Annotated in this window: 17 protein-coding genes; 11 read left to right on the top strand and 6 right to left on the bottom strand. The window is 58.0% G+C overall.

Annotation, left to right across the window (positions count from 1 at the left end; translation table 11 throughout):
• The first annotated feature begins 99 nt into the window (after positions 1 to 99).
• Positions 100 to 4896, top strand: a complete 4797-nt coding sequence (locus AACY07_RS07075) for an NEL-type E3 ubiquitin ligase domain-containing protein (RefSeq protein ID WP_339474131.1) — start codon at positions 100 to 102, stop codon at positions 4894 to 4896.
• Here AACY07_RS07075 and mnmC read toward each other — a convergent pair.
• Positions 4883 to 6862: a bifunctional tRNA (5-methylaminomethyl-2-thiouridine)(34)-methyltransferase MnmD/FAD-dependent 5-carboxymethylaminomethyl-2-thiouridine(34) oxidoreductase MnmC gene (mnmC, locus tag AACY07_RS07070; protein WP_339474129.1), complete on the bottom strand. Its 1980-nt coding sequence runs from the start codon at positions 6860 to 6862 to the stop codon at positions 4883 to 4885. The genes AACY07_RS07075 and mnmC overlap by 14 nt on opposite strands.
• 139 nt (positions 6863 to 7001) lie before the next feature.
• Here mnmC and pap point away from each other — a divergent pair, with 139 nt between their 5' ends.
• Complete coding sequence (gene pap, locus AACY07_RS07065) at positions 7002 to 8507, top strand: polyphosphate:AMP phosphotransferase (RefSeq protein ID WP_339474127.1); 1506 nt, start codon at positions 7002 to 7004, stop codon at positions 8505 to 8507.
• A gap of 98 nt (positions 8508 to 8605) precedes the next feature.
• On the opposite strand, the gene AACY07_RS07060 is transcribed toward pap, so the two are convergent.
• Positions 8606 to 9997, bottom strand: coding sequence for a class II fumarate hydratase (locus AACY07_RS07060; protein ID WP_339474125.1), 1392 nt, complete (start codon positions 9995 to 9997; stop codon positions 8606 to 8608).
• 192 nt (positions 9998 to 10189) lie between these two features.
• Here AACY07_RS07060 and AACY07_RS07055 point away from each other — a divergent pair, with 192 nt between their 5' ends.
• From AACY07_RS07055 to AACY07_RS07025, 7 genes are all read left to right on the top strand, one after another.
• On the top strand, positions 10190 to 10705 hold the full coding sequence (locus AACY07_RS07055; protein WP_095036428.1) for a DUF2059 domain-containing protein: 516 nt from the start codon (positions 10190 to 10192) through the stop codon (positions 10703 to 10705).
• 11 nt (positions 10706 to 10716) lie between these two features.
• Positions 10717 to 11013, top strand: coding sequence for a BolA family protein (locus AACY07_RS07050; protein ID WP_019826801.1), 297 nt, complete (start codon positions 10717 to 10719; stop codon positions 11011 to 11013).
• A gap of 100 nt (positions 11014 to 11113) precedes the next feature.
• Positions 11114 to 12052 carry an oxygen-dependent tRNA uridine(34) hydroxylase TrhO gene (trhO, locus tag AACY07_RS07045; protein ID WP_133077093.1) on the top strand — a complete coding sequence of 313 codons (939 nt, stop codon included), beginning with the start codon at positions 11114 to 11116 and terminating at the stop codon, positions 12050 to 12052.
• 1 nt (position 12053) lies between these two features.
• On the top strand, positions 12054 to 12689 hold the full coding sequence (locus tag AACY07_RS07040) for a DsbA family protein (protein WP_339474124.1): 636 nt from the start codon (positions 12054 to 12056) through the stop codon (positions 12687 to 12689).
• Positions 12690 to 12723: 34 nt separating this feature from the next.
• Complete coding sequence (locus AACY07_RS07035) at positions 12724 to 14505, top strand: ABC transporter ATP-binding protein (protein WP_339474365.1); 1782 nt, start codon at positions 12724 to 12726, stop codon at positions 14503 to 14505.
• Positions 14506 to 14668: 163 nt separating this feature from the next.
• Entirely contained in the window at positions 14669 to 17128 is a 2460-nt protein-coding gene (locus tag AACY07_RS07030) for an EAL domain-containing protein (RefSeq protein ID WP_339474122.1), read from the top strand.
• Between the two features lie 46 nt (positions 17129 to 17174).
• Positions 17175 to 17960 (top strand): TenA family transcriptional regulator, encoded by a 786-nt coding sequence (locus AACY07_RS07025; RefSeq protein ID WP_339474121.1) that lies wholly within the window; start codon positions 17175 to 17177, stop codon positions 17958 to 17960.
• A gap of 80 nt (positions 17961 to 18040) precedes the next feature.
• Here AACY07_RS07025 and AACY07_RS07020 read toward each other — a convergent pair whose 3' ends face one another.
• The 4 genes from AACY07_RS07020 to AACY07_RS07005 form a co-directional block, all read right to left on the bottom strand.
• Positions 18041 to 18781 (bottom strand): YciK family oxidoreductase, encoded by a 741-nt coding sequence (locus AACY07_RS07020; RefSeq protein ID WP_133077097.1) that lies wholly within the window; start codon positions 18779 to 18781, stop codon positions 18041 to 18043.
• Positions 18782 to 18823: 42 nt separating this feature from the next.
• Positions 18824 to 19495: an N-acetylmuramic acid 6-phosphate phosphatase MupP gene (gene mupP, locus AACY07_RS07015; RefSeq protein ID WP_339474119.1), complete on the bottom strand. Its 672-nt coding sequence runs from the start codon at positions 19493 to 19495 to the stop codon at positions 18824 to 18826.
• 3 nt (positions 19496 to 19498) lie between these two features.
• Complete coding sequence (gene ubiG / locus AACY07_RS07010; protein WP_339474117.1) at positions 19499 to 20197, bottom strand: bifunctional 2-polyprenyl-6-hydroxyphenol methylase/3-demethylubiquinol 3-O-methyltransferase UbiG; 699 nt, start codon at positions 20195 to 20197, stop codon at positions 19499 to 19501.
• A 63-nt stretch (positions 20198 to 20260) separates the two neighbouring features.
• A complete protein-coding gene (locus AACY07_RS07005) occupies positions 20261 to 21592 on the bottom strand; it encodes a TRZ/ATZ family hydrolase (protein ID WP_339474116.1) in 1332 nt (443 codons plus the stop codon).
• Positions 21593 to 21698: 106 nt separating this feature from the next.
• On the opposite strand from AACY07_RS07005, the gene mtnA reads away from it, so the two are divergent.
• Complete coding sequence (gene mtnA, locus AACY07_RS07000) at positions 21699 to 22775, top strand: S-methyl-5-thioribose-1-phosphate isomerase (protein WP_339474115.1); 1077 nt, start codon at positions 21699 to 21701, stop codon at positions 22773 to 22775.
• 410 nt (positions 22776 to 23185) lie between these two features.
• Positions 23186 to 25846, top strand: a complete 2661-nt coding sequence (gyrA, locus tag AACY07_RS06995) for a DNA gyrase subunit A (protein WP_133077102.1) — start codon at positions 23186 to 23188, stop codon at positions 25844 to 25846.
• The last annotated feature ends 69 nt before the right edge of the window (positions 25847 to 25915 follow it).

Genomic DNA, 25915 nt, shown 5'->3' with positions numbered 1-25915 from the left:
CAGGGCTGGGGGGTGGTCGGTAGTTATCTATGGGTTTTCGGTGCTTGCGTGGCGCTAGGTTGGTGGACTCCTTTTAGTCACTGATCTGGACATTTCCCTATGCCGTTTACTCACGCTAAGCCCCCGCTGGATGCCCGTCAGAGCACACTCAGCGATCTCGAACCGCTGGAGCTGGTTCACAGCCATATGCCGACCTGGTTGCTGGATGCTTCACCCGACATCATTGCGGCCCTGAATGGCGCAATGGCTAAAAGTCGTTCGTTACATACCCAGGTGGGCAAGAAATTTGCGCGACTGCAAAGTGTCGAGGCTTATTGCGGGACGTTACTGGCAGCAATGGTCACTCAGGAATTTGGGACGTCACTGGATATTCATCTCGATTACTTGTCTGTCGTGCGTGTTCAGGTGGAGACCGATGACACCTTGCTCGCCACCATTCGCCATACCAAAGTGCGCGATGAGCCCAAAACCCTGTTGTGGTCTGCCTTGCAGAACTTTTCGCAGAGTGAGGCGCAGGCAGACGGTTTTAATCCAGACAGCAAAATCCTTGATGGCGGACCTGGCGGGCTTGCCAGTTCGATCAGGCCGCACCGGTTTGCCGCGTTGTGCCGCAGGCTTGATCTGGGCCTCAGCTATCAAGAGTACTTGCAGCAGTTTCTCGGGGTTGCGGCGACCGGAACGTCAAGCCCTGACGCGACGCAAGTGGCCACTGAAGCCAAATTGCGGCAACTGAAAACCTGTGACATGGAGGTGGATGCCCATGTTGCATGCTTGAAAAAACACATCAGTGAATCAGCTTACAAAGCCTTGTTGGCGGTGTTGGCACAACAGCCTGGTACCACGCTTTCGGCGGCGGCGAAACTGGATGGAAAACCGGTTTTCCACAGTTCAGTGTCTATCCTCGATACGGTTATAGACGGGGTGGTGATCTTCTCCCCGGATACCTTGTTGCTGCACCCGGAAAACCGGGTGATTGCGTATATCCCGAATGATCCGGTAGCCCCTTTTTTCGAGTTCAGTTCGCTGCAGGTTTTTACGGATGAACTCAAACACCGCCTGCGGACCCCGGCCTATGTAGATTTTTTTGCGCGCTTTGTAGCCTTGAGTGCTCGCCCGGTGTTTATGCAAAAGGTCAATTCCCTGCCAGAGAGGCTGTACGTCACGGCGACGCCTCTGGGTATGAGTGCGGCGCATTATTTGACTCTGGTGCAGCTCAAAAACATGTTTGCCGATGCGCAAATACTGGCTGTGCCCACGGGGGTGCTGGATGAGAAAGAACGCGAGGAGCGCTGGCAGTCCTACAAGACGGCTGGGCTGTTATTGATCAATGTCGCGGCGCTGTTTGTTCCGGTACTGGGTGATCTGATGCTTGCCGCAGCCATCGGTGAAATGTTGAAGGAGGTGTATGAGGGGGTGGAGGACTGGAGCCAGGGCGATACGGACCACGCGCGCGAGCATCTGCTGAATGTCGCCAAGGACATTGCCATCAACGCCACCGTGGCCGTGGGTGCGGCGGCGGTGAGCACGGCGGCCAGACGATTGAGTCAGGCAACCCTCAGCCATTTCGAGGGGTTTGAGCCCATTGTGCGCGATGACGGCACGGCGCGGCTCTGGAACAAACAGCTTGAGCACTATGCGCAACCGTCTGCTGGCGCCGGGTGGCACAAGGCGGACGCTCAAGGGTTTTTCAGCCATCAAGGCAATCAATACGTCGAGGTGGACGGCAAGCACTTTGCTGTCGAGTTCGATGAGCGACTCAAACAATGGAGGATTCTTCACGCCAACAGAGCGACTGCGTTCAAACCGGCCTTGCTGCATAACCGCCAGGGGGCCTGGCAGCATGCCCATGAGCGGCCGCTGGAGTGGGAGGGCAGCGCGACACTGCTGGGGCGCGTGGGTGGCCCGGGCGCGACACTTGACGAGCAAACGCTGGAACACGTACGGCAATTGACCGATACGTCCCATGGGCTGATGCGCCGCGTTCATCTGGATAACCTGGCGCCACCGCCCTTGCTGAACATCAGCCTCAAGCGCTTTGAAATTGACCGGCAGATCACGGCGTTTATCGAGCAGATGAGTACCCTTGAATACAACGCCCGGCGATGGACTGACCTGCAATTGCAACTGTTGCCCCATGTGCCGGGCTGGCCAGCGGGCAAGGGCCTGGCGGTGACCGACAGTGCGGGCCGCAGCCTGGCGCATTATGGCAACCCGCTGTGGCCCACCCGCACGCGAATCAATCTGCCCCCTGCGGTACTTGAACAGGGCAAGTTGCTTGACGCCGTGCTGGCCGCGTTGTCGGACTCCGAGCGTGTGGCTTTACTGGGTGATGAGACGAATGCCCTGACCGTGCCGGCGCAGACGTTGGCACGGGCCCTGGGTGCGCAGGCCGGTGAAGATCGAGCCTCGATCTTTGAACGTCTGTTGGCGCAGTTCGATGTGTCCTCTTCACCGCTTGCCATCCCCATTGAAAGGGCTTTTCCGGGGTTGCCCCGTTCAGTGGTGCAAACCCTGGTCGAGTCAGCCACCGATAGCCAGCGCGATGTACTGCGCACCGCCCGGGTGCCTTTGGCGCTGGGCGAGATGGCGCGCCTGTATGTCAGGGAGGGCAGGATCAATCGTGCACTGGAGGGCTTTTACCTCAGATCCCGGGCGAACGCAGATACGGATGCATTGACCTTGCATTTCCTGACGCGGCTGCGGGATTTCCCCTCCGACCTGACCCTGGAGATCCGCGAAAACTCGTTGCAGGGCAGTGTCACCCAGCGCTGGGGCAATGCTGAAGCGATGGGCTCGCGGGTGCTGGTCAAGACTGCACTGGGCTTTCAGCGATACCGGCCGCGAGGTCAGGTGCATGTACCGGAACCGGGTGGGCCGGTGCCATTGTTGACGGCGTTGTTTGACACCCTGAAACCCCATGAACGCCTGGCGATGGGGTTTCCATCGCAGAGTGACGCCCGACAATTCAACGCAGCCTTGGCCAGCCTGGCCGCCGGGGCGCGTCAAGAGTCAGCCCGGGTTCTGGGTTTACAGCCAATCAGGCCCGGGTTCAAACACCCTGTGACACTGCCCGGCGGTCAAATTGGCTATCCATTGTGCGGGCTGGGCGCCGGTGCGTACTCTGCAGCGCTGCAACGACGGGTGCGAGATATTTACCCCGAATTTGATAATGATCAGGTGGTCACTTACCTCGAAGACTTGATTGAAGGCGGGCTCGACCCGTTGCGCATCCTGCGTGAGCGCAAGCGTGAGAGAAAGGCCCTTATGGCGAGTTTGCAGAGCTGGGTTGATGCCGCACCCGATGTGCAACCCGGCTCCAATCCCGTCCATGACTACTCCGAAAACAGGTACCGGGTTGCGTTCCTGATTGCGCGCAGTTGGAGTAAAAGTCCCAAGCATCTTTCCTGGGCCAATCCCGACGAGGTGTACAGCCTCAACCTGGACGGTTTCAGGCTGGATGAATTCCCGACACTGCCAGACGTGGCTGACTTGAGCCATGTACGTGAGCTCAAACTGAGCAACATGGACTGCAGAGATACAGCCAGTGCTTTTCTGGAGCACTTCAGTGGGGTGGTGTCACTGGAAATGGACAATAACCGCATGACCCATTTACCGCCTCAATTGGCGCGCATGCCCAACCTGCAACGCCTCTCTCTGGCGCGCAACCGGGTGTATCTGAGCGCTGCAAATGTGGCCATGCTGGGTGCCTTGAGCAAGCTGGAAGTGCTTAATCTCAATGACAACGTGTTAGGGCCACTCTTGACCCTGGATGGTCTGAGCTATTTACGCCGGGTGTATCTGCGTCGTACATCGATCGACAAGTGGCCCCAGGGCCTTATTTCCAGGCCGCTTCTGGAATCTGCCGACCTGCGGGAAAACCGCATTACAGAAATACCCGAGCATGTTTACCTGGCCTCGCCGAGCTTTACCCGAAGTGTCTCGTTGTCCAGCAATCCGTTGTCGGCGGCCAGTCGTTTGCGCCTGGCCCGCAGTGTGATGCAGGGCGGCGGCAGCATGGGAATCAGAAGCGAAGCATTGATTAGTGAGGCTGCGGCCTTCGAGTTCTGGACGGTGGGCATTACCAGTCAGGAACTCAGGCGCCGAGAATTGCTATGGAACACGTTGCGCAGCGAACCCGCCGCCCATGACTTTTTTGTTGTACTCAGCCGCTTGACTGCGACTGCGGAGGCTCAGAGTGTGCGCCACGATCTTAGCCGGCGCGTGTGGGAAATGATCGAGGCTGCCAATGGAAACAGTGCCCTGCGTCGTGGCGTTCTGGATGTGGCAGCCTCCCCGCGCAGTTGTTCGGACAGCGTGGCCTATATCTTCAGTGCCATGGAAATACAAATGGAACTGGCCGCTGTGTCGGGCGATACCGCGCTCAAAACCGGACAACTGTTGAAGGTGGCCAAGAGGCAGTTCAGGTTGCATAAAATCTCGCAAATCGCCGCAGCGCATTACACCCGACAGTTGGCTGAGGCCGGGGCGGCGGATGAGCTTGAGATACATCTGGCTTACCGCATCGGGCTGGCCCGGGCCCTCGATTTGTCGGGACAGCCCTCCAGCATGTTTTTTTCGAGGCTGGCCGGAGTGACTCAGCAAGACATCGAGGTTGCCCGATACGAAGTCGAAAATGCCGAAAAAACGCCGCAGATGAACCTGTTTATCAGCACCCTGCAATTTTGGAAGGAGTACATGACCAAGACCAACAAGGTGGAATACTCCGCGCTGACCAAACCCCATTTCGACAGGTTGGCCGAGCTGTTGTTGAATTCCCCGCAAATGAGCGATGAACGCTATTTGCGCAGGGTGGGGGAAATCCGCCAACAAATGGATGAAGCTGTCGATGCCTGGAGCCTGGAGAAAACCAACGCCTTGCTTGCTACAGCCCCTTGATCAGCGCTCGCAGCCCGAAACGGTTTGGCAGGCAGGCTTCGGCCACAACCCGTGGCAGGGGCAGAGGCTCATTGTTGATCCAGGCCGCCAGTAGTTCACCGGACAGCGGCGCGGTAATCAGCCCTCGGGAACCGTGGCCGCTGTTGATATACAAGCCTGCGAGCCAGGGGCAGGGCGTGTCTGGTACCTGGCGGGCATCCTTGCGCAAAACGGCATAGGCACTTGCAAACTGCTCCGGGTCCGTCAGTGGGCCAACAATCGGCAAATAGTCCGGGCTGGTGCAACGGAAGGCAGCCCAACCCTGCAGGGTATGGGGATCGAGTTGCTCGTCACCGAGTCGATGGGCAAGGTCCGGGGATATTTCTTGCAGCAGGTCGAGGTTGCCCTGATGCCCCTCGGGGGTGGTGGTCAGGTCTTCGTTATGAAAGTCGAAACTGGCACCCAGCGTGTGCTCACCCAGGCGGCCGGGGGCCACATAACCTTCGGCACAGACCACCGTTTTAAGCACGGCGCTGTTCTGGGTTTCAACCAGCTGAGTGATTTGTCCCCGAATGCGCTTGAGCGGCAAGTCGCTACTGGCCGGGAAACGCTTGACCTCTGCAGCACCTGCGAGAATCACGACCGGTGCCTGAGCCAGTAGTGTGTCGTCCTGACAGGCTTGCCACTGGTCATCGACCTTGTGCAGTTGCAACACCTCATGGTGCGTCAAGACCTGAACACTGGGGTGCAAGGTCTGGTAATGGCAAAGTGCGGGTGGGTGAACCCAGCCTCCCTCGGGATAGAACAGCCCGCCGTGAGCCAGCTCTATTCCGGCCAGCGCTTGTGCCTGGGGCTGATCCACCAGATGCACCAGCTCAGGTGGAAATGCCGCGGCCAGTTGGGCCTGGCGTTGGGCTTCCTTGGCATTGAAACCCAATTGCAGAACGCCGCAATCATCCCAGTCACGCCCGCGTTGCAGGTGTTCCAGCAGGCGACGGGTGTAGCCGAATCCGCTGACAATCAACTGCGACAGGGTTGTACCGTGTGCCGACAGCTTTAGGTACAGCACGCCCTGGGGATTACCCGATGCTTCCTTGGCCAGCCGCTCATGGCGCTCCAGCAGAACCACCTGCCAACCGCGGCGGGCCAGGCTGTTGGCACTGGCGCAACCCGACAGGCCGCCACCAATGACCAACGCTTTGCGTGGGCCTTGTACCTGAGGCGGGCGGGCAAACCAGGGTTTGACGCCGGGTGTCGCGGTCACGCTGTCAGGCAACCCGACAAAAGTGCCGCGCAGGATTTCCCATTTATGACCGATGCCAGGCGTGCGGCGCATCTTGAAACCCGCTTCGTTCAGCGCCCGGCGCACCCAGCCGGTGCTGGTGAAGGTACTGATGGTGGACTCGGGAGCTGCCAGGCGCGCCAGTTGCGCGAACAGTTCGGGTGTCCACATCTCGGGGTTTTTTGCCGGAGCGAAGCCATCGAGAAACCAGGCGTCGACTTGCGCGTCCAGTTGCGGCAGTTGCTCCAGCACGTCACCGATCAATAACGTGAGAGTTACCCGGCCATTGTCCAGGCTCAGGGTCTGGAATCCCGGGTGAATCGCAAAGTAGGCCGCCAGCAACTGATCGCTGAATGGCGTCAGTTCGGGCCACAGGGCGAGGGCCCGCTGCAGGTCCTGGCGGGTGAGCGGGTACTTCTCGACACTGATGAAGTGCAGGCGGGCGTCGGGCCGTGCCGTTTGTTCAAACAACTGCCAGGCGCACAGAAAATTCAGACCGGTGCCGAAACCGGTCTCGCCAATCACCAGCTGGGCATTGGCGGGCAAAGCCGCGAAACGCTCTGCGAGTGCGTTCTGCTCGATAAAGACATAACGGGTTTCTTCCAGGCCGGACTTGTCCGAAAAGTACACGTCATCAAACACCCGCGAATGGGGGCGACCTTGGTCATCCCAGTCAATCTGGGCGTTGGGCATTTCAGTAGTCATGTGCGGCTCGGCAACGTTAAGGCGGCCATTCTAGCGGATCAGCAGCGGTGCGACTGATCCATGACAGTTTTGTGAGTGTTGTTCCTACACGTTTAGACGCAATCCGCTAGGCTTGTGAAATCTTGCCAGGGAGCTTTCTATGTTCGAATCCGCTGAAATCGGTCACTCCATCGATAAAGAAACCTACGACAGGGAAGTTCCCGCCTTACGCGAAGCGTTGCTTGAAGCTCAATACGATCTCCACCAGCAGAAGCGCTCGGCTGTCATCGTGTTGATCAATGGTATTGAAGGCGCCGGCAAAGGCGAGACGGTCAAGCTGTTGAGTGAGTGGATGGATCCGCGGCTGATTGAAGTGCGAACCTTTGATCAGCAAACCGATGAAGAGTTGGCGCACCCGCCCGCCTGGCGCTACTGGCGCCAGTTACCGGCCAAAGGTCGCATGGGGGTGTTCTTCGGTAACTGGTACAGCCAGATGCTGCAAGGCCGGGTTCATGGTCGTTTCAAGGATGCCGTGCTCGATCAGGCCATCAATGGCGCGGAACGTCTGGAAAAAATGCTGTGTAACGAAGGGGCGGTGATTTTCAAGTTCTGGTTCCATTTGTCCAAGAAACAGATGAAAGCCCGTCTCAAGGCACTCAAGGATGACCCGTTGCATAGCTGGCGTATCAGTCCACTGGATTGGCAACAGTCAGAAACCTACGATCGCTTCGTACGGTTTGGCGAGCGTGTGATTCGTCGAACCAGCCGTGACTACGCGCCCTGGAACATCGTTGAGGGTGTCGATCCGTATTACCGCAGCCTGACAGTGGGCAAGATTCTGCTTGAGGGTCTGCAAGCCGCGCTGAATGAACCCAAGACAAAAGTGCGCGCCACCCATGTCGCGCCGTTGACTGAAACCCAGGACGGTTTGAGCCTGCTCGATTGCCTGGATATGACCCAGCATCTGGAAAAAGACGATTACCAGGAGCAGCTGATCACCGAGCAGGCGCGCCTGTCAGGATTGATGCGCGACAAGCGGATGCGTCGCCATGCGCTGGTATCGGTGTTTGAAGGCAACGATGCGGCAGGCAAGGGCGGATCGATCAAGCGCGTGGCGGCGGCACTTGACCCGCGTCAGTACAATATCGTGCCGATTGCTGCGCCTTCTGAAGATGAGCGCGCACAGCCCTACTTGTGGCGCTTCTGGCGACAGATTCCGGGGCGCGGCAAGTTCACCATCTTTGATCGCTCATGGTATGGGCGGGTACTGGTGGAGCGGGTCGAAGGCTTTTGCACCCCGGCTGACTGGATGCGCGCCTATGGTGAGATCAATGACTTCGAGGAGCAGTTGCGTGCTGCGGGCGTGATTGTCGTCAAGTTCTGGCTGGCGATTGATAAAGATGTCCAGCTTGAGCGTTTTCATGAGCGTGAAGAAATTCCGTTCAAGCGCTTCAAAATCACCGAGGAAGACTGGCGCAACCGCGAGAAGTGGGATGTGTATCGCAAGGCAGTGTGCGACATGGTTGACCGCACCAGCACCGAGATTTCCTCCTGGACACTGGTTGAAGCCAATGACAAGCGCTGGGCGCGGGTCAAAGTGTTGCGCACGATCAACGAGGCGCTGGAAGCCGCATTCGAGAAGAGCGACAAGAAGCGCAAGAAGTAGTCGCTGCCGAAGGCTGCGTAGGGGGGGCGAAGCCCCCCGTTTTCTTGATGCCCCTGCAAGTCCCTCCCAGCCTTCGGCAGCGGCTACAGGGTGGCGTTTCAGTGCTTGCCAGCACCCAGCATGTTTTCCGGGCGTACCCACTGATCGAACTCGGCATCGGTCAGATAGCCCAGCTCCAATGCCGCTTCGCGCAGGGTCAGTCCTTCGGCGTAGGCTTTTTTGGCAATCTCGGCCGACTTGTCGTAGCCAATGTGCGGGTTGAGCGCTGTCACCAGCATCAAGCCGCGCTCCAGATGCTCGGCCATTTTTTCGGCGTCGGCTTCAAGGCCGGTGACGCAGTGTTTTTGGAAGTTGACGCAACCGTCCCCCAGCAACTGAATCGACTGCAGCAGGTTGTGAATGATCACCGGTTTGAAGACGTTCAGCTGCAGGTGCCCCTGGCTTGCAGCAAAGCCGATGGTCACGTCATTGCCCATCACCTGGCAGGCCAGCATCGACAGGGCTTCGCACTGGGTCGGGTTGACCTTGCCCGGCATGATCGAGCTGCCCGGTTCATTGGCCGGCAGCTTGATCTCGGCCAACCCGGCACGCGGGCCAGAACCCAGCAGGCGGAAGTCATTGGCCAGTTTCATCAGGGTAACAGCCAGGGTTTTGAGTGCGCCGGAGAGGGTGGTCAGGGGTTCGTGCCCTGCCAGTGCAGCAAACTTGTTTGGCGCCGTGATAAATGGCAACCCGGACAATGCGGCGATCTCAGCGGCAATCGCTTCGGCAAAGCCGTGTGGCGCGTTGAGTCCGGTCCCTACCGCCGTGCCCCCTTGCGCCAGTTCATACACCGCCAGAATGGCTGAGCGTATGGCTTGCTCGGCGTAATCGAGTTGGGCGATATAGGCTGAAAGTTCCTGGCCAAAGGTAATGGGTGTGGCGTCCATCATGTGGGTGCGGCCGGTTTTAACCAGTTTCATGTGCCGCGCCGACAACTCGGCCAGTCCGCCTGACAGCTCGCTGATCGCGGGCAGCAAATGCTCGTGTACCGCTTTGGCGGTGGCGATATGCATGGCGGTCGGGAAGCAGTCATTGGAGCTTTGTGAACGGTTGACGTGGTCATTGGGGTGCACGGGGGATTTGCCGCCCCGGCCTTTGCCGGCCAGCTCGTTGGCGCGTCCGGCGATCACTTCGTTGGCGTTCATGTTGCTTTGCGTGCCGCTGCCGGTTTGCCAGACGACCAGCGGGAACTGGTCGTCGTGCTCACCGTCGAGTACTTCATCGGCAGCCTGTTCGATCAGGCGGGCGATGTCGGCGGGCAGGTCGCCGTTGCGGTTATTGACCCGGGCAGCGGCTTTTTTGATCAGCACCAGGGCGTGCAACACGGCCAGGGGCATCTTTTCGTTGCCGATGGCGAAATTGATCAGCGATCGTTGAGTCTGAGCGCCCCAATAAGCCTCATCGGCCACACTTACTTCACCCAGGCTGTCGGTTTCGATACGGCTCATCGGCTCTTTCTCCTATAGGTCTGACCAGACAGCTTAGGCGCTGGTTTGCACCGGGGGTTCAATCTGATGTTTTTAATGCTTTTGGTCAGATGATGAGAACGTCTATCAGACTCGGGGTTGAGTGACACACTTTATTAGGCGCAGAATGGCCGCCCTTGGGGTTCAACCTCGCTTGCTAGAAAAGGAAACTCGATGACCCGTCTTCGCGCCATCTGTACAGCGGTTGCTCTGGTTTGCGCCAGCGGCCAGGTTTTCGCCGATGCAGCTAGCCACGCTGCCAGTGCTGAAACGTTCCTGAAACTGGCACATGCCGATAAGCTGGGTACCCCGGTGTATATGCAAGTGCAGCAAATGTTCGCTCAGCGTTTCGAGCAAACCAAAGCGCCAGCCTCCAAGAAAGCCCTGCTGGAAACCTACCAGGCCAAAGCCAACACCGCTCTGGACCAGGCCATCGGCTGGAATAAACTCAAGCCGGACATGGTCAAGCTGTACACCACCAACTTCACCGAGTCCGAGCTCAAGGACCTGGTAGCGTTCTACCAGTCTCCACTGGGCAAGAAAGTCCTGGAAAAAATGCCGCAGCTGACCCAGCAATCGGCACAAATGACCCAGGCCAAACTGGAAAGCGCAGTGCCGGTCGTCAACAAGCTGTTGGCCGACATGACCGCCGAGCTGGAGCCAGCAGCGGCCCCGGCCAAGAAGAAGTAAGCGGAGCCTGAATGGACATGCAGCAACGTATCGAATCGACGCTCAGCGCGTTGCAACCTGAGCACCTGAGTGTGCTGGATGAAAGCCACATGCACAGTCGCGGGTTGCAGACCCACTTCAAGGCGGTGGTGGTCAGCGAGCAGTTCGCCGGGCTCAACAGCGTCAAGCGTCACCAGAAGGTCTATGCCACCCTGGGTGACCTGATGGGCGAGTTCCATGCGCTGGCCCTGCACACGTACACGCCTGAGGAATGGGCAAAAATCGGCACGGCCCCGGCATCGCCGACCTGTGCTGGCGGTGGGCACTAAGTCGTCTTTTTGCTAGAATCCGCAGCGCGCCGCTTAGCCGGCGCGTTTTTTTTGCGCCCGGTTCACCCTTTGCGAGGGTAGCCACCTGGAGAGAAACACGATGACCGCGCCAATTGTTGTCGCTGCACTGTACAAATTCGTCACCCTTGAAGATTACGTTGAACTGCGTGAACCGCTGCTCAATGCCATGGTCGCCAACGGCATCAAGGGCACCCTGCTGATTGCCGAAGAGGGCATCAACGGCACGGTTTCCGGAACTCGTGAAGGCATTGACGGGCTGATGGCCTGGCTCAAGAACGATCCGCGCATGGTCGATATCGACCACAAAGAATCCTACTGCGATGACCAGCCGTTCTATCGGACCAAGGTCAAGCTCAAGAAAGAGATCGTTACCCTTGGCGTTGAAGGCGTAGACCCGAACAAGAAAGTCGGAACCTATGTCGACCCCGAGAACTGGAATGCGCTGATCAGCGATCCAGAGGTGTTGCTGATTGACACCCGTAACGACTACGAAGTCTCGATCGGTACGTTTGAAGGTGCCATTGACCCGAAGACCACCAGCTTTCGCGAATTTCCTGACTACATCAAAGCCAATTTCGACCCGGCCAAGCACAAGAAAGTCGCGATGTTCTGCACCGGCGGTATTCGTTGTGAAAAAGCGTCGAGCTACATGCTCAGCCAGGGTTTTGACGAGGTTTACCACCTTAAAGGCGGAATCCTGAAGTACCTCGAAGAAGTGCCGCAGGAAGAAACCAAGTGGCAGGGCGACTGCTTTGTATTCGATAACCGCGTCACTGTGCGCCATGACCTGAGTGCCGGCGAGTACGACCAGTGCCATGCCTGCCGCACGCCGATCAGCATCGCCGATCGTGAATCCGAGCACTATCAGCCCGGCATCAGTTGCCCCCATTGCTGGGACACGCTGAGCGAGAAAACCCGTCGCAGCGCAATTGATCGGCAAAAGCAGATCGACCTGGCCAAGGAACGTAACCAGCCGCACCCGATTGGCCACAACTACCGTAAAGCTGCCGAGGCCTGATATGACAGCGCGCCTGCTCTATGTGATGGACCCTATGTGCTCTTGGTGCTGGGGCTTTTCGCCCATCGCCGAAGCGCTGGTTGAGCAGGCGCAGGCCGCAGGCGTCGAGTTGCACCTGGTGGTGGGTGGATTGCGCACTGGCAGTGGCTCGGCGCTTGAGCCCGCCACGCGACGCTACATCCTTGAGCATTGGCAGGCGGTCACAGACGCTACCGGGCAAACCTTCAATTTCGACGGTGCCTTGCCGGACGGTTTTGTGTATGACACCGAACCTGCCTGCCGGGCTGTGGTGGCGGCACGCAGTCTTGCGCCCGATTGCGCCTGGCGGCTGGTCAAGCTGATTCAGCAGGCCTTTTATGTGCAAGGGCGCGATGTCACCCAGGCCAGTGTGCTGGTTGAGCTCGCTGAAACGGCAGGGGTGCCGCGTATCGAGTTTGCTGCCGCCTTTGACTCGGCCGAACAGCATACGGCCACGGGCGCCGATTTTACCTGGGTACAAGACCTGGGAATTGCCGGTTTTCCGACGTTGCTCGCCGAGCGTAACGGTCAACTGGCCTTGCTGACCAATGGCTATCAGCCACTTGAGCCATTGTCTGACCTGCTTGCCCGTTGGCTTGAACGCGCTACGCGTGTTTGACCCTTCTGCGGTGCAGTCCTCGCCCTCGTCCCCTGTGACGGATCGCCTGACCTGGGCTGAAATCCGTCGCCTGGCCTTGCGCCATAAAAAAGCACTGTGGATTGCCAACGGCGTGGCCGTGCTGGCTACGCTGTGCAGCGTCCCCATCCCGTTGCTACTGCCCTTGCTGGTGGACGAAGTGTTGCTGGGCAACGGTGATGCAGCGCTGAAAGTCATGAACCACTGGCTACCGACAGCCTGGCAAAGTGCAGCGGGTTACATTGGTCTCATGCTGGCCATTACTTTGATGCTGCGCTGTGGGGCATTGCTGTTTAACGTCCTGCAGGCCCGTCTGTTTTCACGGCTGGCCAAGGACATCGTGTTTCGCATTCGCTTGCGCCTGATTGAGCGCTTGAAGCGAATATCCCTGGCTGAGTATGAAAACCTGGGCAGTGGCACGGTGACCACCCATCTGGTCACCGATCTCGAAACCCTCGACAAGTTTGTCGGCGAAACCTTGAGCCGGTTTTTGGTGGCCATGCTCACGCTGGTGGGAACTTCGGCGATTTTGCTATGGATGCACTGGCAACTGGCTCTGCTGATCTTGCTGTTCAACCCGCTGGTGATCTACGCCACGGTGCAACTGGGCAAGCGGGTCAAGCATCTGAAAAAACTCGAAAACGACAGTACGGCGCGTTTCACTCAAGCATTGACCGAGACACTGGACGCGATTCAAGAGGTCCGTGCGGGTAACCGTCAGGGCTTTTTCCTCGGTCGTCTGGGGTTGCGTGCGCGGGAAGTCCGGGACTTTGCCGTGGCTTCGCAATGGAAGAGCGATGCTTCAAATCGTGCCAGCGGGTTGTTGTTCCAGTTTGGTATCGATATTTTTCGCGCCGCTGCGATGCTCACGGTACTGTTTTCGGATTTGTCCATTGGCCAGATGCTCGCCGTGTTCAGCTACCTGTGGTTCATGATCGGGCCCGTCGAGCAGTTGCTTAACTTGCAATATGCGTTCTACGCCGCCGACGGTGCCGTGACGCGAATCAACCAGTTACTGGCACGCAGCGACGAGCCGCAATACCCCGCAGGTGTTAATCCGTTTCTGGGCCGCCAGACCGTGGGTATCGAGGTGCGCGACCTGAGCTTCAGCTATGGCGATGAAAAGGTACTGGATCATCTGAACCTGACCATTGCTCCGGGCGAAAAGGTGGCCATCGTGGGCACCAGTGGCGGGGGGAAAAGCACGTTGGTGCAACTGTTGCTCGGGCTGTATACGCCGCAGTCGGGGAGCATCTACTTTGCAGGTGCGAGCCAGCCAGAAATCGGTCTGCAGACCATTCGCGAGCATGTCGCGGTGGTGCTGCAACACCCCTCGTTGTTCAACGATACCGTGCGCGCCAATCTCACAATGGGCCGTGAGCGAACGGATGAGGCGTGCTGGCATGCCCTGGAAATCGCCCAGCTCGACGGCACCATTCGCACGCTCCCCCAAGGGCTGGACAGTATTGTCGGGCGTTCAGGCGTGCGATTGTCGGGTGGTCAGCGCCAGCGTCTGGCCATTGCACGGATGGTGCTGGCCGAACCCAAGGTCGTGATCCTGGATGAGGCGACCAGCGCCCTGGATGCGGCCACCGAATACAACTTGCATCACGCTTTGGGAAAATTCTTGAGCGGGCGTACCACTTTGATCATCGCCCATCGTTTGTCTGCGGTAAAACAGGCAGACAGAGTGCTGGTGTTTGATGGTGGATGCATTGCTGAAGAAGGCGGTCATCAGCAATTGATTGCAGAGGGAGGGCTTTACGCCAAGCTCTACGGGCATCTTCAACAAACTTGATACAAGCGGTTGTCTTTAAAGGGCAGGGGGGCTGCCCGGGTTCGGGATTTTTTGTCGGTTTCGGGCAATACGCACTGCTCAAGTTTTTGAAAATTGGCCTAGGCTGATTTGTAGTGAGATTTTCTCTCTGGTTTTCATCCGACGCCATGAAGCAAGGAAACTCATGAAATCAAAACGCCCCCATGGGACACCACGCTTGCTGGGCATTGTTTGGCCCTTTATTGCCGTCGTGCTTTTCCAGGCGCTATTGGGGTGCGTGAGTCTGTATATGCTCTCTGCAGTGCGCAGTTATGTAGGGGGCGAAAGTTTGTGGTCCAAGGGCCAGAAAGATGCCATCTACTTCCTCCACTTGTATTCCGATACTCAAGATCCGCTTTACTTCAGCAAATATCAGCAGGCTATAAGTGTCCCTCAGGGCGGCCACAAATTGCGGCTTGCGATGGATCAATCTCCCCCTGATGTAGTCGCTGCCCGCGAAGGTATTTTGCAAGGCGGTAACAGTGAGCAAGATGCTTCCAGCATCATTTGGTTCTACCGCTACTTCCGTAACGTCAGTTATATGAAAACGGCCATTGAGAAGTGGACCCTGGGAGATGCTTACCTCATTCAGCTCGATGAGCTGGCTCAAGACATGCACCAGGCATTGCTTGGCGGCCCGGTCAGTGAAGTGGACGTCAAGCGCTGGGAAGACAATATCTTTGCCATCAATGAAGGTATTGCACCGGCGGCCAAGGCTTTTAGCGATGCTCTGGGTGAGGGGTCGCGTTTTATCTGGCAGTTGCTGGTCGCCATCAATTTAGCCACAGCCCTGGGGCTGATCCTTCTGGTGCTCAAGCGGACTCATAAAGTACTTGCTCAGAGTCGGGCATTTGCAGAAGCGCTGCAGCTGGAAAAAGAACGGGCACAAATCACGCTTCAGTCCATTGGCGACGGCGTCATAACGACCGACGTGAATGGTGCCATTGCCTACCTGAATCCGGCGGCCGAGCAACTGACCCAATGGAAGTCCGAGCAGGCACAGGGCGTCACCCTCGCGGCGCTGTTCAAGTTGCTCGACGACAATGATCAGGACGACGGCTTCAAACTGATTGATCGTATTCTCAGCGGCCAGTTGGGTAACAGCCGCGAGCATTCCAGGCAGATTCAGCGAATGGATGGCAGTACCGTCGCGGTTACGCTGGTGGGGGCACCTATCCTTCACGGGGGGGAGGTGAGCGGTGCGGTGCTGGTGCTGCATGACATGACCCAGGAGCGTCAATACATCGCCAACCTGTCCTGGCAAGCCACCCACGACGGGCTAACCGGTTTGGCCAACCGCCGTGAGTTTGAATACCGCCTGGAGTTGGTGCTGAAGAATCTGGGCCGACAACAAGGCCGGCATGCACTGATGTTTCTCGATCTTGACCAGTTCAAGCTGGTCAATGACACCTGCGGCCACGCGGCAGGTGATGAGCTGTTACGACATATATGTGTGTTGCTGCGAGCCGGGTTGCGCGAAGGCGACACCCTGGCGAGATTGGGAGGGGATGAGTTCGGCATCCTGCTGGAAAACTGCCCGGTCGATATGGCAGAAAAAATAGCGGGAGGTTTGCGCCAGTCGGTGCAAAACCTGCATTTTGCCTGGAAGGGGCGACCGTTCATGAGCACCATCAGCATTGGCCTGGTACACATCCATCAACCCCCCGCGACCCTGGAAGGGTTGATGCGCGCTGCGGACATGGCCTGTTATATGGCCAAGGAGAAGGGCCGCAACCGGGTGCAGGTCTATCACGTGGATGACACCGAGCTTTCGTTGCGTTTTGGTGAAATGGCATGGGTGCAGCGTTTGCATGTGGCCCTGGAGGAAAACCATTTCAGCCTCTATGCACAAGAAATCACGCCCTTGGGGGAGGTGCAGGAAGGCGGCGGGCACATCGAGATTCTGCTGCGGTTGCAGGATGAAAGCGGGCGAATGATTTTTCCTGACAGTTTTATTCCCGCCGCCGAACGTTATGGGTTGATGAGTCTGATCGACCGCTGGGTAGTCGAAAATGTATTCAGGGTCATTTCCGAATGTTCAGCCCAGGCGAACGGACAGCCGATGGCAATGTGTGCCATCAACTTGTCAGGTTCGACCATTGGGGATGACGATTTCCTGGAGTTCCTGCATGAGCAATTTGATTTTTACGGCGTGTCGCCCAAACTGATCTGCTTTGAAATAACCGAAACCAGCGCCATTGCAAACTTGGGCAGTGCCATCCGATTTATTAATGATCTCAAGGCGTTGGGTTGTCATTTTTCGTTGGACGACTTTTGTGCCGGTATGTCGTCATTTGCATACTTGAAACATTTGCCGGTCGACTTTTTGAAAATTGATGGCAGTTTCGTCAAGGACATGCTGGATGATCCAATCAACCGGGCCATGGTTGAAGTTATTAATCATATTGGCCATGTCATGGGTAAACGCACGATTGCAGAGTTTGTTGAAAGCACGCAAATCGAACAGGCGCTGATCGAAATCGGAGTTGATTATGCGCAGGGCTATATAGTTCAGCGTCCGCAGTTGTTTACCTTTGACAGTTTATTAAAGCGCCCTGTGCGATCCAGATCTTTGACATTGAAGTTGCCGGGAACTTTACGTTGAGGTGTTGTACAGTTTCTGAAGTCTCTTCTCAAAAAGGATTTGGATTGTGATTACTGTATTTAACCGGACAGGGCCTCTCATGGAAGAGGCCAGTTATCCGCAGTGGGCGCAGCAGTTGATTCGCGACTGCAGCGAGAGCAAGCGCCGGGCTGTCGGGCACGAAATATACAAGCGCATGCGTGATAACACCCTGAGTCCCCGGGCCATGCGAACGTACCTGATTGGCGGCTGGCCGGTCGTCGAGCAGTTTTCGTTGTACATGGGACGTAACCTTGGGAAAACCCGTTATGGGCGTCATCCCGGTGAGGACATGGCGCGTCGCTGGCTGATCCGTAATATTCGGGTCGAGCTCAACCATGCCGATTATTGGGTGTACTGGGCTCGGGCGCATGGCGTGAGCCTTGAAGAGCTGAACGCGCAGGACCTTCCCGCTGAATTCCAGGCCCTCAACGATTGGTGCTGGCATACCTGTGCAACGGATTCACTGGCCGTGGCCATGGCAGCAACCAATTACGCCATTGAAGGTGCGGTGGGTGAGTGGGCGGCCGCCGTGTGCTCAAAGAATATCTACGAAGAGTCGTTCCCGCTCGAGGGGCGTAAACGCGCGATGAAATGGCTGAAGATGCATGCCCAGTATGATGATGAGCATCCTTGGGAAGCGCTTGAAATCATATGTACGCTGGCAGGCATGAACCCTGGCCAGGAGTTGATTGACGATCTGCGCAAGGCGATTTGCAAGAGTTACGACTACATGTACCTGTTTTTGCAAAGTTGCTTGCAGCTCGACAATGCGGTTGCTGTGCGTGGACGTCGTGAGTTGGTTGAGAGCTGAATGCCCAGTGCCAGATTTCACGGGTAAAAAAACCGCAGGCTGCATTCACATGCAGGCTGCGGTTTTTGTTTGAGGCGTTGTTACTGCGCGTCGAAAGCCTGACCGTTGATTCCGGTACTGTCCGGGCCCATCAGGTAGAGATAAACCGGCATGATCGCGTGCGGTTCAGGATTGTTTTCAGGGTTTTCGCCTGGATATGCCAGCGCGCGCATGCTGGTGCGGGTCGCGCCAGGGTTGATGCTGTTGGAGCGCACCGGGGCGACGCTCTCGACTTCGTCGGCCAGGGTTTGCATCAAGCCTTCGGTAGCGAACTTCGATACACCATAAGCACCCCAGTAAGCACGGCCTTTGCGGCCCACGCTGCTGGAGGTGAAGATCACCGAGGCGTCCTGGGAAAGCTTGAGCAGTGGCAGCAGGGTGCTGGTGAGCATGAACATTGCGTTGACGTTGATGTGCATCACGCGCATGAAGTTCTCTCCGGACAACTGCTCCAGCGGTGTGCGCGGGCCAATGATCGAAGCGTTGTGCAGCAGCCCGTCAAGATGGCCGAACTCGTTTTCGATCATGGCGGCCAGCTCATCGTATTGATGGGGCTGGGCGGTTTCGAGATTGAACGGGATGACGACCGGTACAGGATGACCCGCGGCTTCGATTTCGTCGTAAACCTGGCTCAGGTTGGCCTCGGTCTTGCCCAGCAGCAGGACGGTTGCGCCGTGAGCGGCATAGGTCTTTGCAGCCGCAGCACCGATGCCACGTCCAGCGCCGGTGACTAGAATGACCCGGTCCTGAAGCAGGTTGGGGCGGGCGGAATAATCAAACATATCAAACCTCAACAAAAATCTAGGATCGTCAGCTGGCGCTTGTCAGCAGCTGCACATCGCGTTATCCAGCACTTTGCGCAACTCGCCCGGGTGGTCGACCACCACGTCGGCACCCCAGTGGTCGGGATTGTCGTCAGGGTGGATATACCCAAAGCGCACGGCGGCAGTTTTGGTTCCGGCGTCCCGTCCGGACTCGATGTCGCGCAGGTCGTCACCCACAAACAGCACGCTGGCCGGGTCGAGGTCGAGCATTTTGCAGGCCAGGATAAGCGGCTCGGGATCGGGCTTGCTGTTGGTGACATGATCCGGGCAGATCAGCAGGGCCGACCGTTGTGCCAGGCCCAGTCGCTCCATGATCGGCTGCGCAAAACGTACGGGCTTGTTGGTGACGACGCCCCACACCAGGTGCGCTTTTTCGATATCGGCCAGCAACTCTTCCATGCCATCAAACAGCTTGGTATGCACCGCGCAATCGCGCTGGTAGCGCTCAAGGAACTCCTGGCGCAAGTCTTCGAAGCCTGGCGCCTGCGGGTCCATGCCGAAGGTGGCCGCCACCATGGCGCGCGCGCCCCCGGAAATTTCGTCGCGTATCAGCTTGTCTGCGATAGGGGGCAGATCGCGATCAGCCCGCATGGCCTGACAGATCGCGATAAAGTCCGGCGCGGTGTCGAGCAGGGTGCCGTCCATGTCAAAAAGAACTGCTCTTAAACGCATGTGTTACTCCTCGCGAAGGGTCTGGATCATGTAGTTGACGTCAACGTCGGCCGCCAGCTTGTAGTGTTTGGTCAGCGGGTTGTAGGTCAGGCCGATGATGTCCTTGACGCTCAGTCCGGCCTGGCGGCTCCAGGCACCCAGTTCGGAGGGGCGGATGAACTTCTTGAAGTCGTGGGTCCCGCGGGGGATCAGCTTCATGATGTATTCAGCGCCGATGATCGCGAACAGATAGGACTTCGGATTGCGGTTGATGGTCGAGAAAAACACCTGGCCGCCGGGTTTGACCATGCGGTAGCAGGCGCGAATCACGGAGGCCGGATCAGGTACGTGCTCCAGCATTTCAAGGCAAGTGACCACATCGAACTGCTCGGGCAGTTCGATGGCCAGGTCTTCGGCGGTGATCTGGCGGTATTCAACACTCACGCCGGACTCAAGCTGATGCAGTTGCGCAACAGCCAGTGGGGCCTCGCCCATGTCGATACCCATCACGGTAGCACCGCGCTGAGCCATGGATTCGCTGAGAATGCCGCCGCCGCAACCGACGTCGAGGACTTTTTTGCCGGCCAGTTGCACGCGCTCGTCAATCCAGTTGACGCGCAGCGGGTTGATGTCGTGCAGCGGCTTGAACTCGCTTTCACGGTCCCACCAGCGATGGGCTAGCGCTTCGAATTTAGCGATCTCGGCGTGGTCAACGTTGCTCATGGGTAAATCCTCTAAAGCCTAATAATCTGGTAAAGCTCCGGGCGCAGGCCCGAAGATACTGAATCAATGAGTATGGCCGCTAATGCGCTCACCCCAGGACCTGGCTGTTGCGCTGAGCTGTTGCTCGTCCAGTCGGGTCAGGCGCCGGTCGTCCAGTAGGTGTTTGCCTGCAACCCACAGATGTTTTACACACTCTCGGCCTGTGGCGTAGATCAGCTGTGAAACGGGGTCGTAGACCGGTTGTTGGGCCAGTCCGCTGAGGTCAAATGCAACCATGTCAGCGGCTTTTCCGACTTCTATGGAACCGGTGTCGTTTTCAATGCCCAGGGCGCGTGCGCCGTTGAGGGTCGCCATGCGCAGTGCGCGGTGCGCGTCCAGTGCGGTGGCCGACCCTGCGACGGCTTTGGCCAGCAGGGCTGCAGTGCGGGTTTCGCCGAGCAGGTCGAGGTCATTGTTGCTGGCGGCACCGTCGGTGCCGATCGCCACATTGACACCTGCTTGCCACAAGCGCTCCACCGGGCAGAAGCCGCTGGCCAGTTTCAGGTTGGACTCCGGGCAATGAATCACGCTGGAGTTGCTTTCTACCAGCATTGCCAGGTCGTCATCGCTGATCTGGGTCATGTGTACGGCCTGGAAGCGCGGGCCCAGCAAGCCCAGGCGTGCGAGGCGGGCGACGGGGCGCTCGGCATGCTGCTCGACGGCCTGATGCACTTCAAAGGCGGTTTCGTGTACGTGCATGTGAATCGCTGCGTCCAGTTCATCGGCGATGACCCGGATTTTTTCCAGGTTTTCGTCGCCGACGGTGTAGGGCGCGTGGGGGCCAAAAGCAATTTTGATCCGCGGGTGGAACTTCAGGTCGGCGAACAGCTCGACGGCCTGGCGCAGGGCCTCGTCTGTGTTGCTGGCGCCGGGGATCGGGAAGTCGAGAATCGGAATGGCGATTTGCGCGCGAATCCCGCTCTTGTGTACGCACTCACTGGCAACTTTCGGGAAAAAGTACATGTCGCTGAAACAGGTGATACCGCCTTTGAGTTGCTCGGCGATCGCAAGGTTGGTGCCGTCGCGTACGAAGTCTTCATCAACCCATTTGGCCTCTGCGGGCCAGATATGCTGTTCCAGCCAGGTCATCAGTGGCAGGTCATCCGCCATGCCGCGGAACAGTGTCATCGCGGCGTGGCCGTGGGCATTGATCAGCCCGGGGCTGAGCAGCATGTCAGGCAGCTCGCGGGTTTCGATGGCCGTGAGCTTAAGGGCATGCTGGCGCGGACCTATGAAAACAATGCGCCCGTCCCGAATGCCTACGCCGTGCTCCTTGAGTACGACACCGGCCGGTTCTACAGGCACCAGCCAGGTGGGTAGCAGCAATAAGTCCAGGGGCAGGGTCGGAGTCGGCATCGAAAACAGTTTCCAGTGCGTGTAAAAGGAGGCGAAGTATACCCGAGCGTCTTATGGGTGGGCTCGCTATAATCGGCGGCTTTGTTACCGGGTGATGGGGAAAGGCATGCGCGATCGACTGTTGGCTGCGGAAAAGGTTAAGGCCATCGATTGGCGGGACGACGCCCTGTATCTGCTGGATCAACGCAGCTTGCCACGTGAAGAGAACTGGCTGGCCTACACCTGTGTCGAGGGTGTTGCTCAAGCCATTCGCGATATGGTCGTGCGTGGTGCCCCGGTGATTGGCATTGCGGCGGCCTATGGTGTAGTGCTGGCTGCCCGGGCGCGCAAGGCCGAGGGTGGTGACTGGTTGGCTGCGCTGGAGGAAGATTTCACCTTGCTGGCAGGCTCGCGTCCTACGGCGGGGAATCTGTTTTGGGCATTGAATCGCATGCGTGACAGATTGGCCCGCGCCAAAACCCGTCCAGATGTCTTGCAGGTACTTGAAGCCGAAGCCGTCGCCATTCATGAAAGTGACCGTGAAGCCAACCTGACGATGGCGCAGTTGGGGGTCGATGTGATCCGCCGCCACCAGGGCAATGCGCAGGCTGTACTAACCCACTGCAATACCGGTGCGTTGGCCACGGGCGGCTTTGGTACGGCGCTGGGGGTGATCCGGGCTGCCTGGCTGGAGGGCATGATCGAGCAGGTGTACGTCGATGAGACCCGGCCCTGGCTGCAGGGCTCGCGCCTCACGGCGTGGGAACTGGCCAATGAAGGCATCCCGGTGGTGCTCAATGTGGATGCCGCCGCGGCACACATCATGAAAACCAAGGGTTTGACCTGGGTGATCGTTGGGGCTGACCGGATCGCGGCCAATGGTGATGTGGCGAACAAGATCGGCACTTACCAACTGGCGGTCAATGCCATGCACCATGGTGTGCGCTTTATGGTCGTGGCCCCCAGCTCGACGATCGACATGGACCTGGCCACGGGTGATGACATTCCTATTGAGGAGCGTGACGGTAGCGAGGTGCTGGAGGTGGGTGGCCATCGGGTCGGTGCCGATGTGCAGGCGTTCAATCCGGTCTTTGACGTGACGCCTGCCGACCTGATTGATGTGCTCGTGACCGAGAAGGGCGTGGTTGAGCGTCCGGATGCCGCCAAGTTGGCCCAGTTGATGTGCCGCAAGCGATTGCACTGAAGCGCAACTCTGTCGTCGCTGCCGAAGGCGGTGAGGGCGGCTGCGAGGGTTGTTACAAAGAGAATCGCGGGGGCTCCAAATTAACGGGTTGCTACGCAACCCTTCGCAGCCTTCGGCAGCGACTACGGCCTTCAAATCGCCTTCAGAGTCCCTCTGAGCCCCTTCACGCCGACAAGCGTCGCAATTACTACGCTCCATGCGCATCTGAGGGATAGGTGCGTGGCGGCGATTGTGATAACATTCGGCGGTTTCCAGGGTCGCCCGCAAGGGTTGCCCTTACTGCGCAAATCCGTGACATAACTTGTTGATTTGTCGTAAGTCGTTGCATGGCACGTGGCCAGCGGCGGCGAGCTTCGTTCGTCCCGAATGGATGTGGCGAAGTTTCACCCGAAAAAGGAATCAGGCTTCTCATGGGCGAACTGGCCAAAGAAATCCTCCCGGTCAATATCGAAGACGAGCTGAAACAGTCCTACCTCGACTACGCGATGAGCGTAATTGTCGGGCGGGCACTGCCTGATGCACGCGATGGCTTGAAGCCCGTGCACCGGCGTGTGCTGTTTGCGATGAGCGAACTGAACAACGACTGGAACAAGCCGTACAAGAAATCTGCCCGTGTGGTCGGTGACGTGATCGGTAAGTATCACCCGCATGGTGATACCGCCGTTTACGACACCATCGTTCGAATGGCTCAGCCATTCTCCCTGCGCTACCTGCTGGTAGACGGTCAGGGCAACTTCGGTTCGGTCGACGGCGATAATGCCGCTGCGATGCGATACACCGAAGTGCGCATGACCAAGTTGGCCCACGAGCTGCTGGCCGACTTGCACAAAGAGACCGTGGATTGGGTGCCGAACTACGACGGCACGGAAATGATCCCGGCTGTCATGCCGACACGAATTCCCAACTTGTTGGTCAACGGTTCCAGCGGTATCGCTGTGGGCATGGCCACCAATATCCCGCCGCACAACCTGGGCGAAGTCATCGACGGTTGCCTGGCGCTGATCGATAACCCGGAGCTGAGCATCGATGAACTGATGCAGTTCATCCCTGGCCCGGACTTCCCGACAGCTGCGATCATCAACGGTCGCGCCGGCATCATCGAAGCCTACCGCACCGGTCGTGGTCGCATTTACATGCGCGCCCGCTCGATGATCGAAGACATCGACAAGGTCGGTGGTCGCCAGCAGATCGTGATCACTGAGCTTCCTTACCAGTTGAACAAGGCGCGTTTGATCGAGAAGATCGCCGAGCTGGTTAAAGAGAAGAAGCTCGAAGGCATCACCGAGCTGCGCGACGAGTCAGATAAAGACGGTATGCGCGTCGTGATCGAGCTGCGCCGCGGTGAAGTGCCGGAGGTTATCCTGAATAACCTTTACGCCCAGACCCAGCTGCAAAGTGTTTTCGGTATCAACATCGTTGCGCTGATCGACGGCCGTCCACGCATCCTTAACCTCAAGGATCTGCTGGAAGCCTTCGTCCGTCACCGTCGTGAAGTGGTTACCCGCCGTACTGTTTTCGAACTGCGCAAAGCCCGTGAACGTGGTCACATCCTTGAAGGCCAGGCGGTTGCCCTGTCCAACATCGACCCGGTCATCGCGTTGATCAAGGCTTCGCCAACCCCGTCTGAAGCCAAGGAAGCGCTCATCAGCACGCCTTGGGAGTCGAGTGCGGTGGTGGCGATGGTTGAACGTGCCGGTGCCGATTCGTGCCGTCCCGACAACCTCGACCCGCAATACGGTCTGCGCGAAGGCAAGTATTTCCTGTCGCCAGAGCAGGCTCAGGCCATTCTTGAGTTGCGCTTGCACCGTCTGACCGGCCTTGAGCACGAGAAGCTGCTGGCCGAGTACCAGGAGATCCTCAACCAGATTGGTGAGCTGATCCGCATCCTGAACAGCGCCGAGCGCTTGATGGAAGTGATCCGTGAGGAACTGGAAGTCATTCGTGCTGAATACGGTGACGTGCGCCGTACTGAAATTCTGGATCACCGTCTTGACCTGACACTGGGCGACATGATTCCGGAAGAAGAACGTGTTGTAACCATTTCCCATGGTGGCTATGCCAAGACTCAGCCGTTGGCTGCGTACCAGGCCCAGCGTCGTGGCGGTAAAGGTAAATCGGCTACTGGCGTTAAGGATGAGGACTACATCGCTCACCTGCTGGTTGCCAACAGTCACACCACGCTGCTGCTGTTCTCCAGCAAAGGCAAGGTGTACTGGCTCAAGACTTATGAGATTCCCGAAGCATCCCGCGCTGCCCGTGGTCGTCCGCTGGTCAACCTGCTGCCGCTGGGTGAGGGTGAATACATCACCACCATGTTGCCGGTCGAGGACTACACCGAAGGTCACTTCATCTTTATGGCAACCGCTAACGGTACCGTGAAGAAGACCCCGCTGGAATCCTTCAGCCGTCAGCGCAGCGTCGGCTTGATCGCGCTGGAGCTGGACGAAGGCGACGTGCTGATCAGCGCCGCGATCACCGATGGCGAGCGCGAAGTCATGCTGTTCTCCGATGGTGGCAAGGTCACTCGCTTTAAAGAGTCCGATGTCCGTGCAATGGGTCGTACAGCCCGCGGCGTACGCGGCATGCGTCTGCCAGAAGGTCAGAAGCTGATTTCGATGCTGATCCCTGAAGAAGGCAGTCAGATCCTCACCGCTTCGGCGCGTGGTTATGGCAAGCGCACGGCAATCAGCGAGTTCCCTGAGTACAAGCGTGGCGGTCAGGGCGTTATTGCCATGGTCAGCAACGAGCGTAATGGCCGTCTGGTCGGTGCGGTTCAGGTGCAGGACGGTGAAGAAATCATGTTGATTTCGGACCAGGGCACCCTGGTGCGCACGCGGGTTGATGAAGTATCGAGCCTGGGTCGTAACACCCAGGGCGTCACCTTGATCAAGCTGGCCAGCGACGAAACGCTGGTAGGGCTTGAGCGGGTTCAGGAGCCTTCGGAAGTTGAAGGTGAAGAGCTTGAAGGTGAGGGTGAAGGCGGTGCAGAGTTCGACGGTGAGGCCATCCATGATGGCGTTGACGACGAGCAGCCGCTAGAGGCTGGCGCTGACGAAGAACCGCAAGAATAAGCGGACACACAGGGGGCGGATGAGAATTCGCCCCCTTGTTGTATGTCCGGCATGAAAGTTTGCGACACT

This window comes from Pseudomonas sp. RL_5y_Pfl2_69, assembly GCF_963970465.1.
Lineage (GTDB): Bacteria > Pseudomonadota > Gammaproteobacteria > Pseudomonadales > Pseudomonadaceae > Aquipseudomonas.
This window is presented reverse-complemented; position numbering and strand designations above follow the sequence as displayed.